Origin of the sequence: Pseudobacteroides sp. (genome assembly GCF_036567765.1) — a bacterium.
Taxonomy (GTDB): Bacteria; Bacillota; Clostridia; order Acetivibrionales; family DSM-2933; genus Pseudobacteroides.
Genome location: NZ_DATCTU010000060.1, coordinates 37,274 through 58,687, shown reverse-complemented (window position 1 = coordinate 58,687; position 21,414 = coordinate 37,274). Strand labels below are relative to the sequence as shown.

Below are 21,414 nucleotides of genomic sequence, written 5' to 3'. Positions count from 1 at the left end.
ATGGTAACAACAATTTTCCAAATGTAATTCAACAACTTTTTAAAAAACATCTCTTGTCTATCTCTAATTGGTTTATTCATTCCTAAAACTAAAAATGGAGGTCTTATATTTATGAAACGTGCTTTTATAAGTCCCTTAAGAATAGCCTACTTACTGGTAGTTATAATTGCCCTTGCAACAGGTCTGCTGACATTTGCACAATCCAACTACAATATCCGACCGCTTATTTTTAATACCAGTGCCTGTCTTGCTATAGCTCTCTTGATTAAAAAAGCTACCGACATGACATTTAACCGAATAATAAGACAAATGAATGCACAATTGGAGAAAATAACCAACGGAGATTATTCCGAGCCCATAAACATTGGCGACTATGGTTATTTCTCCAAAATGGCATCTTTCTTCAACTCTGTACTAAGTGATACCAATCAGCTTATTAAAAGCTTTCACACTCTCTCCTCAAATATAGTGAAGTCAACAACCCAAGTCAATTCAACCGCTATAGATGCTTCGGAAGCTATTAAAGCCATTTCTCAAACAGCGGATGAAATAGCTGCCAGTTCCTCTGATCAGGCAGCAGAAGCCCAGCAAGGTGTGGGTGTTGTTGAAAAACTATCCCAACAAATCAACTTTGTGTTTGAAAGCTATTCCGAAGTGGCTACGGAAACAAATAAAATAAACAACTTAAATAATATTGGGCTTCAATCGGTAAATGTCCTAAGAGAAAAATCCAAGGAAAATTTTGATACATCGGAAAAAATATTTTTGGTTGTAGAAAAACTTACGGATACCACTAAGGACATCGGCTTGTTTGTTGAGTCTATCGAAAGCATTGCCGAGCAGACCAATCTGTTGGCCTTAAATGCTGCCATTGAAGCCGCAAGAGCCGGTGAAGCCGGAAAAGGATTTGCTGTAGTAGCAGAGGAAGTAAGGAAACTTGCAGACCAAAGCAGAAAATCCACCGAAGAAATAAACACACTTGTGCAAAGCATTCAGGAAGAAACACGGCATGCAATAATATCCATGGAAGCGATGAAAAAGGTCTCCCAGGAACAAAATCTCGCTGTAAATAAAACCGACAGTGCATTTAACGATATTGCCAATGCAATAAACTTGGTTGTCAATAAAATTCAGCAGGTCAATGAATCCATACAAAAAATGCAGAATGACAAAAATGATGTCATAAAAGCAATCGAACACATTTCGGAAGTATCTGTACAAACCGCATCATCAAGCAAAGACGTAACAACCTCCATTGAAAGTCAATTAAAATTCATAGATGAAATGAATTCCTCATCACACCATCTGGTTGCTCTGGTACAAGAGCTTGACAACAAGCTGGAAAAATATAAAGTATAAAAAGCTTTCGGGCCCTGTGCAGCATAACCGCTGTATAGGGCCTTTTTTTAATGTCTAGGAAATTATGGTGTATTCAACACCACAACTTCTCATGACAACACCAAGGTTGCAAAATCGCCAGCGATTTTGTATATAAAAAAATTTATGTAACCGATGTAATTTATTCATCATCTATTATATAATATCTTCTAGACAGTTTTATTAATAAAGAAGGAGTAAAAATATGCCTAAAAGAAATGATACCAGCAAAATACTAATTATTGGTTCCGGACCCATAATTATAGGACAAGCATGTGAGTTTGATTATTCCGGTACTCAAGCATGTAAAGCTCTCCGGAAACTCGGATACAAAATAGTACTGGTAAACTCTAATCCAGCAACTATCATGACTGACCCGGTCATGGCTGATGCAACTTATATTGAGCCGCTTAATGTAGAAAGATTAACTCAGATTATCGATACAGAACGTCCTGATGCATTGCTGCCGAATTTAGGAGGTCAATCCGCACTTAACCTGTGCCTTGAGCTGTCAAAAGCAGGAGTGCTTGAAAAATATGGTGTTAAAGTTATAGGAGTTCAGGTAGATGCAATAGAACGAGGCGAAGACAGGATTGCATTTAAAGAAACCATGAACAGACTCGGTATAGAAATGCCACGCAGCAAACCTGCCTTCAGTGTTGAAGAGGCTGAAAAAATTGCCCTTGAGCTTGGATTTCCGGTTGTAATTCGCCCAGCTTATACCATGGGGGGTACAGGCGGCGGACTGGTATACAATATTGAAGAGTTAAGGATTGTTGCTCAGCGTGGAATTGCTGCAAGCATTATCGGTCAAATTCTTGTTGAAGAATCGGTACTTGGATGGGAAGAACTTGAACTAGAAGTTGTTCGTGACTCCAAAAACCAAATGATTACTGTGTGCTTTATAGAAAACATTGATGCTATAGGTGTGCATACAGGAGACTCATTCTGCTCCGCACCTATGCTGACTATAAGTCCCGAACTCCAACAACGTCTTCAAAGACACGCCTACGATATAGTTGAAGCAATACAAGTAATCGGAGGCACCAACGTACAGTTTGCTCACGACCCCAAAACCGGTCGTGTAGTAGTTATAGAAATAAACCCTCGTACTTCACGTTCTTCCGCTCTGGCATCTAAAGCTACAGGTTTCCCAATTGCATTGATATCCTCAATGCTGGCTGCCGGTGTTACTTTAGACGAAATTCCCTACTGGCGTGACGGATCACTGGAAAAATATACACCTTCAGGTGATTATGTAGTTGTTAAGTTTGCACGTTGGGCCTTCGAAAAATTCAAAGGCTCCCAGGATAAACTTGGAACCCAGATGAGGGCTGTCGGGGAAGTTATGAGTATTGGTAAAAACTACAAGGAAGCCTTTCAAAAAGCAATTCGTTCCCTTGAAACCGGGCGGTATGGCTTAGGTTTTGCAAAGAACTTTAACAATTGTTCACTATCTGAGCTTATGGAAATGCTGAGAGAGCCATCCAGCGAGCGTCAATTCATTATGTATGAAGCATTGCGTAAGGGAGCAGATATTGATGAACTCAGCCGCTTGACCCACATCAAGCAGTGGTTCATTCAGCAAATGAAAGATCTTGTTTTATTAGAAGAAGAAATATTAAAGCACACCGGAAGCAAACTTCCTGACGATTTGCTTGTCCAGGCTAAAAAAGACGGTTTTGCCGACCGCTATTTATCAAAGCTTCTAAACATCCCTGAAGAAGAAATCAGAAAACAGCGTGTAGCTTTAGGCGTAGTGGAAGGATGGGAACCTGTTCCTGTTAGCGGCGTAGAAAATGCTGCATACTATTACTCAACTTACAATGCCAATGATAAGACAGAGTCCAGTAATAAAAAGAAAGTAATGATACTCGGTGGGGGTCCTAACCGTATCGGTCAAGGGATTGAGTTTGATTACTGTTGTGTACATGCAGCTTTCGCATTGCGTGATTTGGGCTTTGAGACGATAATTGTAAACTGTAATCCTGAGACAGTATCAACTGACTACGATACATCAGATAAGCTATATTTTGAGCCACTGACAGTTGAAGATGTACTAAGCATTTACAACAAAGAAAATCCCATAGGAATAATCATCCAATTCGGCGGCCAGACTCCGTTAAACATTGCGGGAGAACTTGAAAAAGCCGGAGTTAAAATTCTAGGAACCACACCTGATACAATAGACCTTGCCGAAGACCGTGACATGTTCCGTAAAATAATGGAAGAGCTTGATATTCCAATGCCTGAATCCGGCATGGCCAGCAACCTGGAAGAGGCACTTTCAATTGCAAACAGAATCGGATATCCTTTAATGGTTAGACCGTCATACGTACTTGGCGGCCGCGGCATGGAAGTGGTTTATGATGAAGAAATGCTTACCCAATATGTCAAAGCTGCTGTTGATATTACTCCTGAACGTCCTATACTGATAGACAGATTCCTGGCAAATGCTATTGAAGCAGAAGCAGATGCCATTGCTGACGGAACAGAAGCTTTTGTCCCTGCCGTTATGGAGCATATTGAATTGGCAGGTATCCACTCTGGAGACTCAGCATGTGTTATACCTCCTATCAATATTTCGCCCAAGCATTTGCAGACAATTTACGAATATACGGCAAAGATAGCAAGGAAGCTTAAAGTGGTAGGTCTGATGAACATGCAATATGCTATTGCAGATGACCGGGTTTATGTGTTAGAAGCCAATCCTCGTGCTTCAAGGACAGTTCCTCTGGTTTCAAAGGTATGTAATATATCAATGGCCCACATTGCAACAGAAGCTATTATGGCTGATATTACAGGCAAGAAATCAGCTATAAATGAGTTAAAATCCAAAAAGATTACACATTTTGGAGTAAAAGAGGCTGTATTCCCGTTTAGCATGTTCCATGAAGTTGATCCTCTCCTAGGGCCTGAAATGCGTTCTACAGGGGAAGTTTTAGGCATTGCAAACTCATTCGGCCTTGCTTTCTTCAAAGCACAGGAAGCTACACAAGCACCTCTGCCCACTTCAGGAACCGTCTTGTTCAGTGTAGCAGGAAAAGATAAATCCGCTATGCTCGAGGTTGCAAAGATATTTGTTGGCCTAGACTTTAAAATAGTAGCAACTGAAGGAACTCATAACTTTTTGACCCAAAACGGTATTAAGTCTGAATTAATTAAAAAGCTGCAAGAAGGTCGCCCAAATATAACGGATGCTATAACAAACAAAGAAATCCAGTTGATTGTAAATACACCAATCGGCAAACAAGGCCAGCATGACGATTCTTATATTCGTAAGACCGCTATAAAATATAAGATACCATATATTACTACACTTACAGCCGCACTTGCAAGTGCTAAAGGTATTAAATCTTACAAGGAAACCCATCTTAAAGAAGATAAGGTAAAATCCGTACAAGATTACCACAACGATATTATAGATTAAAAGTGTTAATAATCTTACATTTGGCGGAGCAAAAACAAAATTGCTTGCAATTTTGCAACCTTGAAGTTGTCGTGAGAAATTATGGTGTAGCATACAACATAATTTCCTAGACATTATCGAACGCTTCAACGAGATTTGCTACAGATAAATGTATTAGATTTATCACTTTTAATCTAGACTAAAAGTTACCGGCAGAAATTAATTTATTTCAAATAACATGGGAGAGTGTATTTATAATGGGAGGACTATTTGGTGTAGTTTCAAAAAGCAGTTGTGTTATGGATCTGTATTTCGGTACCGACTACCACTCACACTTAGGCACAAGCCGCGGGGGAATGGCAGTATGGAACGGAAACAGTATTGTAAGATCCATTCACAACATTCAAAATATACAGTTTAGGGCAAAGTTTGAAGAAGATTTGTCAGGTATGGAAGGAAATATGGGAATAGGCTGCATAAGCGATACTGAGCCGCAACCCTTGACTGTCTATTCCCACCTTGGGTATTATTCAATATCCACAGTTGGGCGTATAAACAACCTTCAGGATCTTGTAGACAAATCTCTGGCAAAACAGAATACTCATTTCCTGGAGTTGAGCAGAGGAGTAATCAACCCTACCGAAGTTGTATCCAATTTAATAGATGAAGGCGAGTCCTTTAAGGAAGGTATCTTAAATGCACAACAAGCCATAGACGGCTCATGCACCATGCTGATACTGACCTCTGAAGGAATTTATGCTGCAAGGGACCGTTTTGGAAAAACACCTCTTGTTGTAGGAGAAAAAGAAGGTGCATACTGTGTATCATTTGAGTCTTGTGCTTTCGCAAATATGGGATATCAAACGAAATATGAGCTTGGCCCTGGGGAAATAATTCTTTTGACACCGGACGGCATACAGAAAATTTCACCCCCTGGCGATAAAATGAAAATTTGTGCTTTCCTTTGGGTCTATTATGGTTATCCATCTTCATCCTATGAAGGAATGAATGTCGAGGTAATGCGCTATCGTAATGGTGCTGCATTAGCACGTAATGACAATGTAGAAATAGATTTGGTGGCCGGAATACCTGATTCTGGTATTGCACATGCCATAGGTTATTCCAATGAGTCCAGGGTTCCCTTTGGAAGGCCTTTTATCAAGTATACCCCAACCTGGTCCAGAAGCTTTATGCCTCAAGATCAGAGTATAAGAAACCTTGTGGCGAAGATGAAACTTATACCCATCACTGATCTGGTTGTAGGTAAGCGGCTTCTGTTTTGCGACGACTCGATTGTTCGCGGTACCCAAATGAGGGAGACGGCTGAATTGCTCTACAGTTGTAATGTCAAGGAGGTCCATGTTCGACCGGCCTGTCCGCCGCTGGTTTATGGCTGCAAATACCTGAACTTTTCAAGATCAAACTCAGAAATGGACCTGGTAGCTAGACAAGCCATACAGGAATTGGAAGGTGGCGAGCCTGATTCATTGGATCAATACTGTGATCCGAGAACAGATAAATACAATTGCATGATTGATTGCATAAAAAAGCGTTTGAACTTCACAACGTTAAAATATCAATCCCTGTACGATATGCTTGATGCAATCGGATTACCATGGGATAACGTATGCACATACTGCTGGAACGGCAAAGAATAAATTCGTTGAAAGTTGCGTTGTAGAATACATTATAATTTCTTAACATAGAAAAAATGCACATCCTAAAGGGTGTGTATTTTTTCTATGTTAAGAAATTATGGTTCATGTTGCAAAATTGCAAGTCATTTTGTTCTTTACTAATAAAAGTAAATTTGGTATCTATGGATACGAATTTTTTTAATTATTTATAGTATAATTATTAAAATGTTTAATTTACTCGATATAAATTTATGTAATATAAAATGAAAAGGGCTGATAAACTTTGGAAAAAGAAACTGTTATCAAGCTTTCCGAGGCCGCAAAAAACAAGGCAAACTTTCTCAAACAAACACCTTTAAGGTATTTTATATACTCGATGATGGCCGGTATATATGTGGGGCTGGGTATCATACTGATTTTCTCCGTAGGAGCACCTTTGAAGGAAGCTAATATACCCTTCCTTAAAGCATTGATGGGTGTGTCATTTTCCCTTGCATTGACTCTGGTTATTTTTGCCGGTGCCGAACTTTTTACCGGAAACAACATGGTAATGGTAATCGGCAACCTTGAAAAGAAGGTAAGCTGGCTTGATACTGCAAAGGTTTGGGTTCTAAGCTATCTGGGAAATCTTGCAGGCTCACTGATGCTGGCAGGAATTATGGCCGGAACCGGACTTATTGCAAAGGAGCCTCTAAACTCATTTATTGTCGGCACATCTGCAATGAAGATGACGGCCCCCTTTAGTGAATTGTTTTTCAGGGGCCTACTCTGTAATCTTCTTGTGTGTCTTGCCATATGGATGTGTGCTAGAGCAAAGGAGGAGACAGCCAAGCTTATGCTGATATTCTGGTGTCTTTTTGGATTTATAGGTTCAGGCTTCGAACACAGCGTCGCAAACATGACTCTTCTAGGTATGGGAATTTTTGCTCCCCATACCGATCCAAGCGTGAACTGGATTGGTTTTATAAATAACCTGGTACCCGTTACCCTGGGCAACATTGCAGGCGGTTCCTTCTTTATGGGTTTTGTGTACTGGTTTATATCTTCAAAAAAAGTTATAAAGGAGTCCTGATATGTCTATTGAACTGACTTGTTCTCAATTTGATGAAGTACTTAAAGAGCTCAATAAAGAATACACCATCTTTGCTCCTGTCAAGCATGAAGGCATAGGAACTTACTCTGGTACTGATATAGTCAGGTATTCGGAAATCAAAGATGTGTATTCCATAATTCATGATGAAAAGTCCGATTTTTCTCCCAAGGAAATATACTTTCCCATCACACAAACTTTGTTTTATTTCTTTAACGATGAGGAGGTAGTTCCGCAGATTGATGATAAAAAATATATTATTCTGATGCGACCTTGCGATATAAACTCATTGTCCATATTGGAATCGGTGTTTATAAAAAATGGCGGCAACAATGGGGACTACTACTATAAGAGGCTGCGAGACAAGATTAAAATATTCATGCTTGAATGTAGAGAGGGGTTTGACTCATGCTTCTGCGTATCTATGGGCATGAATGAAACAAATAATTATGACATTGCTCTTCGCTTTAATGATAATAAAGTTTCATGCCACTTTAATAATTCGGAATTTGATAAATACTTCCAGGACAAAGGTAAAAAAACTGACTTCTCCCCTGAGTTTGTTAAGTCAAATCAGGTAAAGGTAGCAGTACCTGATATAAACAAGATCACAATGGATATGTTCCAAGATGATATCTGGTCCGAATACACCAAAAGATGTATAGCCTGCGGAAGATGCAATTTTGTATGTCCGACCTGTACCTGCTGGTCAATGCAGGATATAAAGTATGACGGCCAGCCAAACGCAGGAGAAAGAAGACGCGTTTGGGCAAGCTGCCATGTTGACGGCTATACCGATATGGCAGGAGGACATTCATTCAGAAGGAGCAACGGAGAAAGGATGCGCTTTAAGGTTTTTCACAAAGTATATGATTTTAAAAAGCGTTTTGGGTACAACATGTGTACTGGATGCGGCAGATGTGACGAAGTTTGCCCCGAGTATATATCCTACTCCAATTCTGTTAACAAATTGGCTAAACTGGCAGAAGGAGCAAATACCGATGGAAAATAGTTTTTTATCAAAGAAATATAAAATTGTGCAAGTCACCCCCGAAACAGAAATTGACTATACTTATAGGGTCGAATATGATAAGCCTGTCGTTCATGGGCAGTTTCTTCAAGTGTCCATACCTACGGTCGGAGAATGCCCCATATCCATTTCTGATTTTGGAACAGGTTTTATAGATCTGACTATCCGTCACATAGGTAAGGTAACAAATGAAATAAAAAAGCTAAAGGCCGGAGACTATATCCATCTACGCGGTCCTTACGGCAACGGCTTTTCCCTTGACTCATACAGGAATAAACAGCTGATAGTGTCTGCAGGCGGTACCGGACTTGCACCTGTCAAAAGCATTATTAAGCATTTTTTAAACAATCCGGACGAAGTAAATGGACTTGATGTATTGATAGGATTTAAAACTCCAAAAGACATCCTTTTTAAAGGCGAAGTGGATCAATGGACAAAATCTCAGGATATGAACGTTATTCTGACTGTGGATCGCAATGATTCCGCTTGGGCATGTAATACAGGTTTTATAACTGATTTTGTTTCTCATGTAAAGGTAAAGGATTTTGACAATGTAGAAGTTATTATTGTGGGTCCCCCAATTATGATGAGTTGCACTGCCAGGGAGTTTATCAAACTTGGGATCAAAGAGGAAAACATCTGGGTTTCCTTCGAACGAAACATGAGCTGCGGAGTTGGTAAATGCGGTCACTGCAAAATAGATGAAACCTATATATGCCTTGAGGGGCCTGTTTTCAGGTATACCAAGGCAAAGACTCTTATTGATTGAAAAGGTTGGTGTAGAGATGTCAATAAATACAAAAAAAGTTAAGAAGAATGCATGGAGAATTACTAAAAAAAGAGGGAAAACAGCATTAAGAATAAGGGTTCCAGGCGGCCACCTTAACGTAAAGCACTTTGATCTTTTAAAGGAAATTGCCAACAGATACGGAAACGGAACCGTTCACATAACAAGCAGGCAAGGTTTTGAAATACCTCAAATTGACTTTGAAAACATGCAGGAGATAAATAATATTATTGCTCCATATATAACCGAAATAGAGGTTTTACACGGTGTTGAAATCGATACTCCCTTAGAAGGTTATCCTGCTGCAGGTACAAGGAACATATCCGCTTGTATAGGTAACAGGGTATGTCCGTTTGCAAACTATGACACAACTGCTTTTGCCTATGAGATCGAAAAAACAGCCTTCCCCAATGACTACCATGTAAAAATCGCATTGACAGGCTGTCCAAACGACTGTATTAAGGCTCATTTACAGGATATTGGAATAATCGGTCAGGTTGACAGGCAATATGACGAATACAGATGCATCTCCTGCAATGCCTGTGTTAAGAATTGCAAACGCAGAGTTACTGGAGCACTATCCATGGTAAACTATAAGATTAAGCTTGACAAAACCAGATGCATAGGCTGCGGTGAATGTATCATGAAATGCCCCACTAATGCCTGGCACCGAAACCCCCAGAACTTTTTCCGTGTGGTTGTCATGGGCAGGACCGGTAAGAAAAACCCCCGTCTTGCAGCTACTTTTCTTGAGTGGGTTGACAAGGAGACAATTATTAAGGTTATCAAAAACTTATATATCTACATCGATAAATTCATTGACAAGGATAGTCCAGATGGCAAGGAGCATGTGGGATATATCGTGGACAGAACCGGATATCAGGTGTTCAAGGAGTATGTTCTTAAAGACATCACTCTTCCTCCTCAGGCAAAGGTAGCTGACAAACTGGAGTTTTCAGGCTATTATTATGAAAAGAACAATTTAATGAGTTAATTAAGGCATGAATGAAAAATAACTAAGCAAAATTAATTAAGAAAAACAAGCTGTCTGCATATAATGACTACAGCTTGTTTTTCTTATTCATGACTTTTCGTTGTGCTATCAATGATTGTTGTTATCCAAAATTTCCTGAAAAAATGATATTTCCAGTCTTTTTACAAACTCATTAAATGACTCTGCACCATCTCGTTTCTCCAAATAGACTGAAACAAACATGTAAATTAGCGACAGCAAATTATCTTCCTTAACACGTCCTTTTAGTTTCTGAGCGAATTGTGCCCCAGGTCCAAGCTTTCCGCCAATAAAGACATCATACGCCTCTTCCATCTTATCCTCTGATTTTACCATGGCAGCCTGCAGGCCAATATCAGCTATATGAAGGTGTCCGCAAGAATTAGGACAGCCTGTTATGTTTATACGTATAGGTGTATCAGGCTTCAGTTTGCTGTCAAGATAGCTTGCAAGCCTTTCCCCGATTTTTTGTGTGTCTGCCAGGGCAAGATTACAGTACTTTGAACCGGTACACGCCACTAAATGACTTAAAAATGTTTTGGGATTTGGGCTCAAATCCTTAAAAATTGGCAGGCTTAATACCTCATCAATATCAGAATTCTTAATCCCTGTTATAATAATATTCTGGCTTGAAGTGGTTCTTATAAAACCATCGCCAAACCTTTCACTTATCTTGGCCAATTCAGTTAACTGGCCTGATTTTAGGCTTCCTAACGGTACATGTATTCCAATATAGCTTTTATCTTTTTGCTTTTGCTTATTAACACCATAGAAATATGAGCTGTTCCAATTTTCTACCTTGTCTATGCCCTTTGACGGCAGCTTGCCTGTATACTCAAACAATTTCTGGGTAAATTTTTCTACTCCCCAGTCTTCTATAAGAAACTTCAAGCGGGCATGATTTCTGCTTTTTCTGTAACCAAAGTCCCTGAATATTGTTGCAGCTCCTACCACTACCCTTAAGACATCCTCCGGAAGAACAAAGGCATCAACCTCTTTTGCCATATTAGGTTTTGTTGAAAGCCCTCCACCCACTCTAAAATGAAACCCAATAACTTCATTTCCATCAACTACCTTAACCGCAGGAGTAAAGGAAATGTCATTTATTTCGCAATTTCCCGGGTTGTTTATGCTTGATGATATTGAAATCTTAAATTTTCTCGGCAAGTTGGAAAAGTCTCTGTTTAAGAGAAAAAAGTTATTTACCTCATTAACTATGTCAGTTGTATCCATTAACTCATCTTTATCAATTCCTGCTAAAGGATTGCCTACAACAGTCCTAGGACAATCACCACAGGACTCATAGCTTGCAAGCCCCACACTTTCAAGCATCTTAAAAATATCCGGCAAATCATTTATCTCAATATTATAAAATTGAACTGCACCCCTTGTACTTATTCTGGCATAATCCCTGCCATACTTATGAGAGATGTCTGCCAATGTTTTTGCCTGAACCGAACTCATTATTCCCGTATTGATACGCACCCTTAGCATGAACTGACCGGTTTTGGGCCTTTGTTCATAAATCCCTGCCCATTTTAAAAGTATCTTATCATCCTCTGATACCGAATCCAGTCCTTGCTTTGAGTATTTATTTATAATTGTGTCAACAACATCAAGCCCGTCTCTTCTTAATTTGATTTTCTCGACATTGTTCAGATTTTCTTCATCCTGTTTCCAAATCTGATCGTAAGCCATCTATTAGCCCCCTTCACAAATAATTCCTATTATTCTTATTTGTTTTATATGTTTTAATGCTAATGGAAAAAGGAATTTTTGTCAATATGTTTTAGAAATTAAAAAATCAAATTTAAAAGACCTATGAGGAATCCAAGAACAGCACCTAAATTTATCACAGTATCCAATTCATTTTTCATAACTGACAGTACAAGCTTCTCCATATCTTTTACATCCATGTCCTGTATTTTGTTTTTTACTATTCCTACAATATCAATCTGCCTTGCAATGGCACCGGACGCACTTGTAATACAGTCGGTATAGATGCGTTCAACCAGTTCCTTTATTTGCTTTTCATATAATAATATTTTACTCAATACAGAACCCATAGATTGGTTTTCAATGCATTCTATCTCTCCTATTACAGCAGGCTGAATTTTTTCCATACCATGATTCTTTATATATTCTTTTACTCTCTCCCCAATGGGTTCTGTCAGAGAGGCTATCATACTGTCGCTAAGCATCATAGCCAGCATGTTGCCCTTAAGCTTTTCTTTTACAGCTGCACCTGCTTCGCTTGCAATAATTTGTCCAAAGTCAATGCCGGAAAGTCCCGCAAGCATCTTTTGACTCAACAACTGCTGCAATTGTGATTTTATTTCCTCATAATCCTTTTCGGACACAAAGCTGCTTAAAGACTCTTTTATTGTCATAGTCGTATTGGACATATTTATAACATAATCGGCAATTCCGTTTGTTATAGATTGCTTCATTCCATCCGACAGCAAAGCTTTTTCCAGCTCTTCCTGGGTAATCAATGTATTGCTTATAGTGGTACCCAATGCCATAGCAAATTCCTTTTTCCTCTTTGGAATAACTCCCGGAGTAAAGGGCAATGTATATTTTCCTAGCCTAATAGGATTTACAGGCCTAAAAAGCATTTTTACTGCAATATAATTTGTACAATAACCAATAGCGGCACCTATGACAGGGCCTGATAACGTTTCAATGATGCTCATACGATACTGTCTCCCTTCCTTTAATTCCCAGGCACTAAAAAGAGGGCTAAAAACAACCTTAACCCTCTATGCCCACTAAATTCATTTATAAAAATCAAAACCTTTATTCTACACTTACTTTTTTATCAGTTTAACCTCTGTAACATGCATGGTTAAACGTATTTCATCCCTGTACTCAGGCTTGACCAAATAATAAACATAACTTTCTATAACAGTGGCACGAGGCTGTGAACGCCCTTCTATTTTGAAGTTTTCATATCCCATAGGAACATATTTTTCATAAAGATCCTGTGGTGTAATATGTGTCCTATGCTTAGTTGTTTCATAAAAATGAGGCGTTATGCATTCACATTTAAATTCCTGAAATTGAAAGGGTCTGTTTGATTGCCTTTTCACATGCTCAGCAATGGCAATCTGGTATCTGCCTATATAATCGTAATGCTCTCTCCTTCGTTTACAATTTGGAACACAACATGCATTAATGAGAATTTCGCAGCGTTCCTTATAAGGAATTTTAGAGAGTTCTCCAAAACGGTTGTTCCAATTATAGTCAAGTACCACAAGGCTATAATCCTTTTCAAGCTCTTCTTTTAAGCCTTCAATATCTTCAAGTTGTTTACAGGTTGAACTTATTATCTTATATTTGGGATAATTTTTTCTAATATAGGCTTCCAAAACAGGAGAAACAACAATAGCTTCATTTAATCCGTTGTGTCCTAGCCTTAAGCACATATTGCAAAAACTATCATTTAAGTGTTCTTCTTTTATATGAGGGTTGCTGAATGTAAAACGGCATGGAATGCCTCGATTATTAAACTGTCTCAGTATTTCTATGATATAGCTTCTTTCACTGCTTATCCCTCCATATGTACGCCCACCGTTCCAAGCCGAGGTTGGAAACGTGCCATATACAGAGCCTATAGAAATATCCGGATAAAAACATTCAGGCCTTGTTTTCATTAATTCATAAAGCATTATGTTTAAGTCAAAATTTTCAACAAAATCAGGCAAATGGAATTTAATGCTCATGCTGATCCTCCTCTTTACAAAATCACAAAGTGGTTTTGCAACCTTGATTTTTTATGCTTTTGTCAATAATCGATATGATATCATTATAGCATAAAAAATTCAATAAGGCACTTTCAGCGAACATGAACCAATTTCCTTGTCATCTAAACTCCTGCATAAATATATCAATATAGATTTTGCATTTCTCAGCTTATATTTATACTGCCGATGACTTTACGGGCAATCCGCTCGCTATACCGGCTTTCATAATGTCCTGGAGCCCAGCCTTTTAGAAAGCGATAAAAGTCTGTCCATGCCACATGATATAATTCACGCCATTCATTTTCCAGTGACACAAGGTCAACATCCTTTTGTTTCATTTTTAACGCACTTTTTAGCTCTTCAAAATAAAAAGCTAGAACGTCGGCTTCCCAGCTTTCACATTCATCTTCATAAAGACAGCTGTCAACAAAATACGCTACATCCTTCATGCCGCAACCTCCTCCAACATATTGGAAGTCTACTGCTGCTACGCTGTTTCCATCCTCGGAAAAACAGAAGTTTTGAAGCTTTGCATCACCATGAACAAAGGTTTTAAAGCGACAGTTATTAAGCTTTCTGTCTATGGCTTTTGCTGCACCTTTTAATATAGTATCACTTAAAGCCTTTAATTCGTCAGGGCGGGTTTCCAAATGCCAATAAGTGCCCTGTGTCCATAAATTTTCAGGCTTCTCACCCATAAAGGTTGCATGAAAGTGAGCCAGCCATTTTAAGCAAACTTTAATCTCATTCCATGCCACACTTCTTTTTCTCTTTTTAAACCCTGCCGCGTCAAGGTCTTCTAAAACCATTAAAAATTCATCATTCTGCCATTCAAAGGCATACCATTTAGGTACTCTGCAATCATTTTCACATTTTTCACTCCAATTTTTATAAAAAGCCATTTCCACCTTGTAAGATTTCAGCTTTCTTTGAAATGAAATATCTCCACCCCGGGATTTCTTTGGGTTTTTAGGCAGGCATACGTTTTTTACCACAACGCTTTTCATGTCCGAGCCAATAAGCCCATATCGCAGTATTTTGCCATAACCTCCCCATAGGTCCTGTATTTCTTCAATTTCATATAATTCTCTTGAATCGGTTGAATTAAGAATTATTTTTTCAAAACTTTTATTCATAGTATTTTCCCTTGTACTTTAATCTTTTGTTTAGGAGTATATTACCTACAATATTATATTACAATAGTCAATTGTGTACAAATATAGATCTCCTAGTTGAATTTCCTGTATACAGTAAGCTTACTGCAATAAACAAAACTCCAATTGCCAGGAGAACCCATTTTTCCTCTGCCAGATACCCTCTTTGCAGGCTAAATAAGTAGAAATCCTTGGTATACCTCCCCTTTGATAAAAACTCAAAGCAATAATATGCAAAGGGCACCAGATAAGAAAGTGCAATATTTCCAGTAAAACTGCCCATAATGTATCCGGCAGCCCCCATTATAAATGCAGAAATAAATACACCTATTATTATTGATAGCTCATCAAACACACTTTCCTGTAGAACAGCAATCCCTGCAAAAGTTGCTACCCCTAAAAGCAGAACTATAACTGTATAAACTAATCTGATGGCAGCCGGGATAACAGGAGTAACGGCTTTTGAGTAAACAGTTTCCCTTAAGCCTGAATTATCTTCTATGAATGCAAGTCCTGGAATGAGAATTATGCCAAGAAGTGAAACAAAAATTTCTCCGATATTGGCCATTACCCTAAAATCAACCATCTTAAGGCTAAAAAATATTTGTATGATAACAATTGACGCTGCTGAAACTATGAGGCTTATTTTGGGCAGCAGTCTGAGATTGTACCAAAGCATGCCTTTACTTAATCCGTTCACCTATGCGCCTCCTCTTCAGCTCCCAAAGCCAAGCGGTTATGAGAGTAAAAATTATAGACATCAATAATATAAATATTCTGTTCATATAAAACGCCTGAGGGTTTGCAAGGGGTTCCATGGTATTGTGGCGGATAAACACCTTGTACAGGCTGTAATCGCCGTGCAAAGGCCATATGGATGATGCAAAAACCAAAAACTGTACAGCAATTGGCAGTATAGAATTGTTTATAAGGATTGAAACCAGCATTGCAAGGGACACAATTAGCATGACAGTTGGAAAAAGCCATATGGCAAATGTGGAAAAGTAAGTAAAGATATGCACATCGAATCCATCCAGTTTCATTTTTACCGCAAAAAAAGTCGGTATTGCTGCTACAAGCATAATGCTGGCAAATATAGGAATGCATGTTCCCAGGAACTTTGATAACACATAATTGATACCGCTTGCAGGACGACTGCAAACCAGCTCTAAAATACGGCTTCTTTTGTCACGGTAGAATATGAACGCTGCAAGAAAGACAGTCAGCATTGCAAGAGCGATACCGTAATAGTCTGCAAACAATTGTGCTGCAAGGGGTGTAAAACCGAGATCGATTATGCGTTTTTCCTCTGCTGAAAGTTCCTCATAAGATTTTGGAGTAGGTATAAAGAATTCTCGGTGTTCCTTGGTAAATACAGAATTACCTCCGAGATCGTCATCAAGTTTATCCAAAACCTTTTCAAATTCCTCCATAGTGAGAACCATATCGGACCTTTGGCTGATAGACTTACCGTTTGGAGATATCTTAACCATTGCTTCTTTAATAAGTTCCACCTGTTTGTCGGCAAGCACCTTATCCTTGTTGATAAACCCTTTGGTGACCATAATCTTTTTTGTACTTGCAGCCCTGGAAAGAAAGTCATACACACCCTTCTGAATTTCTACCTCTTTGTCAACAAAGCCTTCCTTTACATAAGGCATCTGGTTCTTTAGCTGCTCTGTTTTTTTAATAGAATCGGGATGCTTTGACCATCTTTCAAAGCTTCCCATCTGGCTGAAAACAAATAATGCGGTAAGCAGCACAAACACATAAAATGTAACACTTTTAAGCTGACTCTTGATCTCAAAGCCACAAAGCTTTATAAGCATATTAAATCACACACCCCCCTGCTCAGGTTTTCATTATTTATTCGTATTAAGTGGGTCAATTGTTACAAATTTTAAAAATTATTTCATTTGACATACTATATATAACAAAATCTCTTGGGATTTTGCAAGCTCTATAATTGTAAGAAATTGTGGTGTGGCATGCACCATAATTTCCTAAGCAATAAAAAAACATGGGCCTTATTAATTAACCCATGCCTTTTTAATTTCGTATTGTCTTATAACGCTTACTAGGATTTTATTCCATTAAGCTCCAACCCCAATTGTTTAAACAAAATATTGTTCTCCAGGTGGATATGTTCAAACAAGTCAGTTTCAAGCTCCTGCAGCTTGTCAAAAGTCCTGCAATACGTGCTGCAGCCATCCTCCGGCACTTTGTATTCCTCTGTTATCTTTCTAAGCTCTTTAAGGACTCCTCCTGCTGTCTCATGTTCGTCTTCCGTTTCCTTCATCACTTTGTTGATCCTTCCAAGCATCTCTTTCGATGGGCTGGCATCATACTCCTTGATCATCGGGAACAAAATCTCCTCTTCTTTTATCAAATGCTGCTCCAATTCGGTCTTTAAAGTATGAAACAACTTATGAACCTTGAAAAGATCACTATGACTTGGTCCATGAACCCTCAATATTTTTGCTGTAAGCTCACCAAGTTCAGGAAGCATTTTTTTCAGATAGGAATGATGCTTGCTGATTATATAATCAATAAGTTTACTAGAAGACATTTTCCTAAAGTCCGCTTGATTTTGAAGCTTATTGGTTGCCTCGTATGCCTGATCCAGCTTACTAATTACTTCGCGATCATTGAGCTTCTGCTCCCTGATTGCCTCCGACAGCGGTCTATTTCCTCCACAGCAGAAATCAATATTATACTCTTTAAAAACTTCACTTGCTTTTGGCATGATTGATACAATCTCTCCAATACTTTGTAAAACATTAAATCTATTCACTTTAATCCCTCTCTTTCAGCTTTACGAATTAACATCCCTTTAGATTTTATGCATCCTGTGTCAACACCTGTTCTCCAAATACCCTGCCCGCCTCTTCTGCAATGCTCATGCCTTCTTCTCGAGCAAATTTAACTCTCAGGGGAAATAGGGGTATATCAACACCTGTACTTCCAATCAGGTACTTTTGATTTATTACTTTAAATCCTGCTTTTTGGAGGTAATCCTCTATATGCATAATAGCCTCACCACTCCAACCGTATGAACCAAAAGCTGCTGCCGTTTTGTTTTTTCCTGCATCCCCTTCAAAGGACTTAAGAAGCTCTTCCACATTTCCTACCATATCTGCATATTTGGTGGAGCTTCCCACAAGTAACCCGTCACTCTCCATAATCCGCTTTTTAACCTCATCTGCATCGGCATTCTTCAAGTTGAAAACATAAGCATCCACACCTGTTTCTTCAAGCCCCTGTGCAAGTTTTTGAGCAACTTTGGTTGTATTTCCTGTCATGGTTGAATACACGATGGTTACTTTCTTAGACTGTCTCTGATCATTTAAAGAACTCATCTCATCATACATCTTTATAAAGGTTTCGGCATTCTCACGAAGAATATACCCATGAGAAGGTGCAATCATCTTTATGTCCAAATCTCTGACCTTATCAAGCATTTGCCTCACATAAGGCCTATGAGGAGCCATAATGAGCCTGTAGTAAACCTTGAAATCCTCTATATATTCACCCTTTGCCAGATCGTTAAACAGTTCATAATTGGCTATATGAGTACTGAATATGTCGCAGGGAAACAGTACCTTGTCTTCAACTGCATAAGTAATCATTGTCTCTTCGGTATGCAAATAAGGGGTTTCGAAAAATTTTAGCGTTTTTCCCCCGATGTCCAGGGTATCTCCGTCCTTTATAATAACAAACTCTCGCTGATGAAGCCTGAACATATCTTTTAATAGCTCTGCTGCGGTAGCTGTTGTAACTATCCTGGCCTTTTTCGCTTTTGCTGCCAGTGCAGGCAATGCACCTGCATGATCGGGCTCAACATGATTGATAACTATATATTCGATGCTTTCAGGGTTAATAACCTTACTCAGATTGTCTACATATTCCTTTCCATAAGCGATATCCACTGTATCAATAACAGTCGGCTTTTCTGTATTTAAAAGATAGCTGTTATATGTGGTACCTCTCTCTAAAACTAATCGGTGAAAAGGAACCTTTCTGTCATCAACTTTTCCTACCCAAAATATATTATTTGAAATCTTTATCGCATCCATGATTTAATCCTCCTTATAAACAGTTTTTACTGTTACTTTTCCTTAACCTTGATTAAATCATACACCGTATTCCAAAATAAAACTGTGACCATAGTCATAATTTCAGGCAAAAAAATAAGAAATTGTGATGTATGATTCACCACAATTTCTAACAACAACACCAAGGTTGCAAAATCGCAAGCAATTTTTACTCTGCCTTTATTTACTCCGGTCTGCATTCAGCTCTAATAACTGCTCAATGTAATTCCGTTCTTACCAAGGGGTATTTTATGATCAAGCCCAACAAACTTGCCATTCTTCTGCCATAAAACATCTTTTACAAATTTATACTTTTGTTCATCCCATGTAACAAAGTCTCCAAGTACAAGACCTCCGGTATCTCCCGAATTGGAATTAAAACACCAAAAGGTGTGATTAAGCTTATTGGTCTTTATCAATTTCCTTAAGTGTGTCATCCAGGTAAGGTTGGGTTCTTTCATGAAGCCTCCCCATTCTCCTATTAATAGAGGTGCGGTGTTCTTTTCATGTATGTACATCCAATTGTCTTTCCAGCAATCTTTATACAAGCTGTCATAGGTGTAGCCGCTTTTAAACCAGGGCTGCTCAAAAACTGAAGGTCCGTAATCATGGGGTGAATACACCAGTTGATCCTGGTTTTTGCCCAAGTCAATGGGGTAATCCTTTACACCCCTTAAGTTGCCGCCCCACCAGTTAAAATAATAATCTGCCTTATTTGTAGATTTATAATCGGAATTCTTTTTAAGATCAATCGGATATATCTCTATTCCTTCTACCAGAATGAGAACATTGGGATTCTTTGCAAGCACTGCATTGGCAGCCTTTTCAGCAATGTATTTCCAATTATCCGGGTCCTTTGAATCATTCCAAATGGCACGAGGCTTTTCATCCGGTTTTCCATGAGGTTCATTTTTCAAATCAAAGGCAATGATGGTATCATCGGATTTATAACGCTCTGCCATCCAGGATAATGAATTCAGATAATCCTTCTCCGACATTTCACCATCATACCAAACCGGTTTCATATGTCCCATTGCATCAGTCTTCGCCGAGTGTATATCTATCATGATTTTCATCCCGTTTGCCCTGCATTGCCCCACAACATAGTCGAATATCTTCAGGCTATTCATCCCAACAAGGTATGAATTAGCCGCTTGATTGAAATTGGCTTCAGGAGCTTTTCCCGCGGCCCACTGCAGTATCAGCTCGGATGAGATTGGCACTCTAAGCAGGTTGAACCCTCTATCTGCAATAGCTGAAAGTGATGCATTCAGGTCGGCAGCCCAAAGTCCGTCAAATACATTGGTTCCGGTATTGTACCCAAACCAGTTAACTCCGGTGAGCCATACCTCTTTACCGTTTTTGTCCAATATTTTGTTGCCTTTGGTATGAAGCCAATCATCAGTTGTAGGAGGAGGAACACCTTTCACATTCAATTCTAAGGGGCTACTGCTTGCCTGACTGCTAGGCTGGTTGTTTTGTTGACTGCTGCCATTTTGGAAATTTCCACTGTTCTGTCCAGTTGCTGCTGTCACCAAATCCCCAACCTTGCCGTCAAGCTTTGCCAATGACGAATTAATACTGCCTGCATCCACCAATATGCAGCCAAATCCGATATTGCCGTTAGCTGCTATCTTTCCATTAAACTCTGCAGGTTTGAATGTTATTTTCTCATTCTTCAAAGTATATACAGCATTCCAAATCTGGTCCACCTTTGCATTGCTTGATACCGGAATTTCAACGCTCCATCCTGATGCTTCACTTGCACTGTTGTTCTTGACAACAACATCAATTTGAGAGTACTTTTTACCTCCATTTTCCCAGCTGTTTCCCAACTTTATTTCCAAATCTAATTTTGATTTGCTCGCTTCAGAAGTTGCAACTTGCGGCTTATCCGTTTCTTCAACCACATCCGGGGATTTGTCTAAACTCCTTGGCAATGCACTGCTGCTCTCAGCAATGTTTTGTTTATCTCCCTTTATAAGCTTGCCGTATGCTACAACTGCGACAAATACTAGCATGACGGAGAAAACTATAATTAAGCACACTTTTGTTAGTTTATTTTTTTGCATAATAAC

Annotated in this window: 16 protein-coding genes; 7 read left to right on the top strand and 9 right to left on the bottom strand. The window is 38.9% G+C overall.

All coding sequences use genetic code 11. The features are described 5' to 3' along the window. Window positions 1–111: 111 nt before the first annotated feature. The 7 genes from VIO64_RS09360 to asrC all read left to right on the top strand — a co-directional run bounded on the left by VIO64_RS09360 (window position 112) and on the right by asrC (window position 10,324). Window positions 112–1,359: a methyl-accepting chemotaxis protein gene (locus tag VIO64_RS09360; protein ID WP_331917455.1), complete on the top strand. Its 1,248-nt coding sequence runs from the start codon at window positions 112–114 to the stop codon at window positions 1,357–1,359. A 223-nt stretch (window positions 1,360–1,582) separates the two neighbouring features. Further along, entirely contained in the window at window positions 1,583–4,807 is a 3,225-nt protein-coding gene (gene carB, locus VIO64_RS09355; RefSeq protein WP_331917453.1) for a carbamoyl-phosphate synthase large subunit, read from the top strand. 236 nt (window positions 4,808–5,043) lie between these two features. Continuing rightward, window positions 5,044–6,444: an amidophosphoribosyltransferase gene (locus VIO64_RS09350; RefSeq protein WP_331917451.1), complete on the top strand. Its 1,401-nt coding sequence runs from the start codon at window positions 5,044–5,046 to the stop codon at window positions 6,442–6,444. Window positions 6,445–6,706: 262 nt separating this feature from the next. Beyond that, window positions 6,707–7,495, top strand: a complete 789-nt coding sequence (locus VIO64_RS09345) for a formate/nitrite transporter family protein (protein ID WP_331917449.1) — start codon at window positions 6,707–6,709, stop codon at window positions 7,493–7,495. 1 nt (window position 7,496) lies between these two features. Next, on the top strand, window positions 7,497–8,525 hold the full coding sequence (asrA, locus tag VIO64_RS09340; RefSeq protein ID WP_331917447.1) for an anaerobic sulfite reductase subunit AsrA: 1,029 nt from the start codon (window positions 7,497–7,499) through the stop codon (window positions 8,523–8,525). Then, entirely contained in the window at window positions 8,515–9,312 is a 798-nt protein-coding gene (gene asrB / locus VIO64_RS09335) for an anaerobic sulfite reductase subunit AsrB (RefSeq protein ID WP_331917445.1), read from the top strand. Before asrA ends, asrB begins: the two co-directional genes overlap by 11 nt. 16 nt (window positions 9,313–9,328) lie before the next feature. After that, entirely contained in the window at window positions 9,329–10,324 is a 996-nt protein-coding gene (gene asrC / locus VIO64_RS09330) for a sulfite reductase subunit C (protein ID WP_331917443.1), read from the top strand. A gap of 108 nt (window positions 10,325–10,432) precedes the next feature. Here the strand turns inward: asrC and VIO64_RS09325 are convergent, their stop codons facing one another. The 9 genes from VIO64_RS09325 to VIO64_RS09285 form a co-directional block, all read right to left on the bottom strand. Further along, window positions 10,433–12,040, bottom strand: a complete 1,608-nt coding sequence (locus VIO64_RS09325; protein WP_331917441.1) for a nitrite/sulfite reductase — start codon at window positions 12,038–12,040, stop codon at window positions 10,433–10,435. Window positions 12,041–12,138: 98 nt separating this feature from the next. After that, window positions 12,139–13,038 (bottom strand): DUF445 domain-containing protein, encoded by a 900-nt coding sequence (locus VIO64_RS09320; RefSeq protein WP_331917439.1) that lies wholly within the window; start codon window positions 13,036–13,038, stop codon window positions 12,139–12,141. 114 nt (window positions 13,039–13,152) lie between these two features. Then, window positions 13,153–14,067 (bottom strand): hypothetical protein, encoded by a 915-nt coding sequence (locus VIO64_RS09315; RefSeq protein ID WP_331917437.1) that lies wholly within the window; start codon window positions 14,065–14,067, stop codon window positions 13,153–13,155. Window positions 14,068–14,252: 185 nt separating this feature from the next. After that, a complete protein-coding gene (locus VIO64_RS09310; RefSeq protein WP_331917435.1) occupies window positions 14,253–15,224 on the bottom strand; it encodes a phosphotransferase in 972 nt (323 codons plus the stop codon). 67 nt (window positions 15,225–15,291) lie between these two features. Beyond that, window positions 15,292–15,942 carry a hypothetical protein gene (locus VIO64_RS09305; protein ID WP_331917433.1) on the bottom strand — a complete coding sequence of 217 codons (651 nt, stop codon included), beginning with the start codon at window positions 15,940–15,942 and terminating at the stop codon, window positions 15,292–15,294. After that, entirely contained in the window at window positions 15,926–17,071 is a 1,146-nt protein-coding gene (locus tag VIO64_RS09300) for an ABC transporter permease (RefSeq protein WP_331917431.1), read from the bottom strand. The genes VIO64_RS09305 and VIO64_RS09300 overlap by 17 nt, the downstream gene beginning before the upstream one ends. A gap of 248 nt (window positions 17,072–17,319) precedes the next feature. Then, window positions 17,320–18,036 (bottom strand): iron-sulfur cluster repair di-iron protein, encoded by a 717-nt coding sequence (ric, locus tag VIO64_RS09295; RefSeq protein ID WP_331917429.1) that lies wholly within the window; start codon window positions 18,034–18,036, stop codon window positions 17,320–17,322. A 46-nt stretch (window positions 18,037–18,082) separates the two neighbouring features. Then, window positions 18,083–19,321: an FprA family A-type flavoprotein gene (locus VIO64_RS09290; protein WP_414705251.1), complete on the bottom strand. Its 1,239-nt coding sequence runs from the start codon at window positions 19,319–19,321 to the stop codon at window positions 18,083–18,085. Between the two features lie 221 nt (window positions 19,322–19,542). Next, a complete protein-coding gene (locus tag VIO64_RS09285; protein ID WP_331917425.1) occupies window positions 19,543–21,357 on the bottom strand; it encodes a cellulase family glycosylhydrolase in 1,815 nt (604 codons plus the stop codon). Window positions 21,358–21,414: the final 57 nt, after the last annotated feature.

Coding starts and splice junctions, on each gene's coding strand:
- VIO64_RS09325 (WP_331917441.1), bottom strand. CDS start 12,040: ATGGCTTACGATCAGATTTGGAAACAGGATGAAGAAAATCTGAACAAT.
- VIO64_RS09300 (WP_331917431.1), bottom strand. CDS start 17,071: ATGCTTATAAAGCTTTGTGGCTTTGAGATCAAGAGTCAGCTTAAAAGT.
- asrA (WP_331917447.1), top strand. CDS start 7,497: ATGTCTATTGAACTGACTTGTTCTCAATTTGATGAAGTACTTAAAGAG.
- VIO64_RS09360 (WP_331917455.1), top strand. CDS start 112: ATGAAACGTGCTTTTATAAGTCCCTTAAGAATAGCCTACTTACTGGTA.
- VIO64_RS09310 (WP_331917435.1), bottom strand. CDS start 15,224: ATGAATAAAAGTTTTGAAAAAATAATTCTTAATTCAACCGATTCAAGA.
- VIO64_RS09320 (WP_331917439.1), bottom strand. CDS start 13,038: ATGAGCATCATTGAAACGTTATCAGGCCCTGTCATAGGTGCCGCTATT.
- VIO64_RS09315 (WP_331917437.1), bottom strand. CDS start 14,067: ATGAGCATTAAATTCCATTTGCCTGATTTTGTTGAAAATTTTGACTTA.
- VIO64_RS09285 (WP_331917425.1), bottom strand. CDS start 21,357: ATGCTAGTATTTGTCGCAGTTGTAGCATACGGCAAGCTTATAAAGGGA.
- asrB (WP_331917445.1), top strand. CDS start 8,515: ATGGAAAATAGTTTTTTATCAAAGAAATATAAAATTGTGCAAGTCACC.
- asrC (WP_331917443.1), top strand. CDS start 9,329: ATGTCAATAAATACAAAAAAAGTTAAGAAGAATGCATGGAGAATTACT.
- VIO64_RS09350 (WP_331917451.1), top strand. CDS start 5,044: ATGGGAGGACTATTTGGTGTAGTTTCAAAAAGCAGTTGTGTTATGGAT.
- carB (WP_331917453.1), top strand. CDS start 1,583: ATGCCTAAAAGAAATGATACCAGCAAAATACTAATTATTGGTTCCGGA.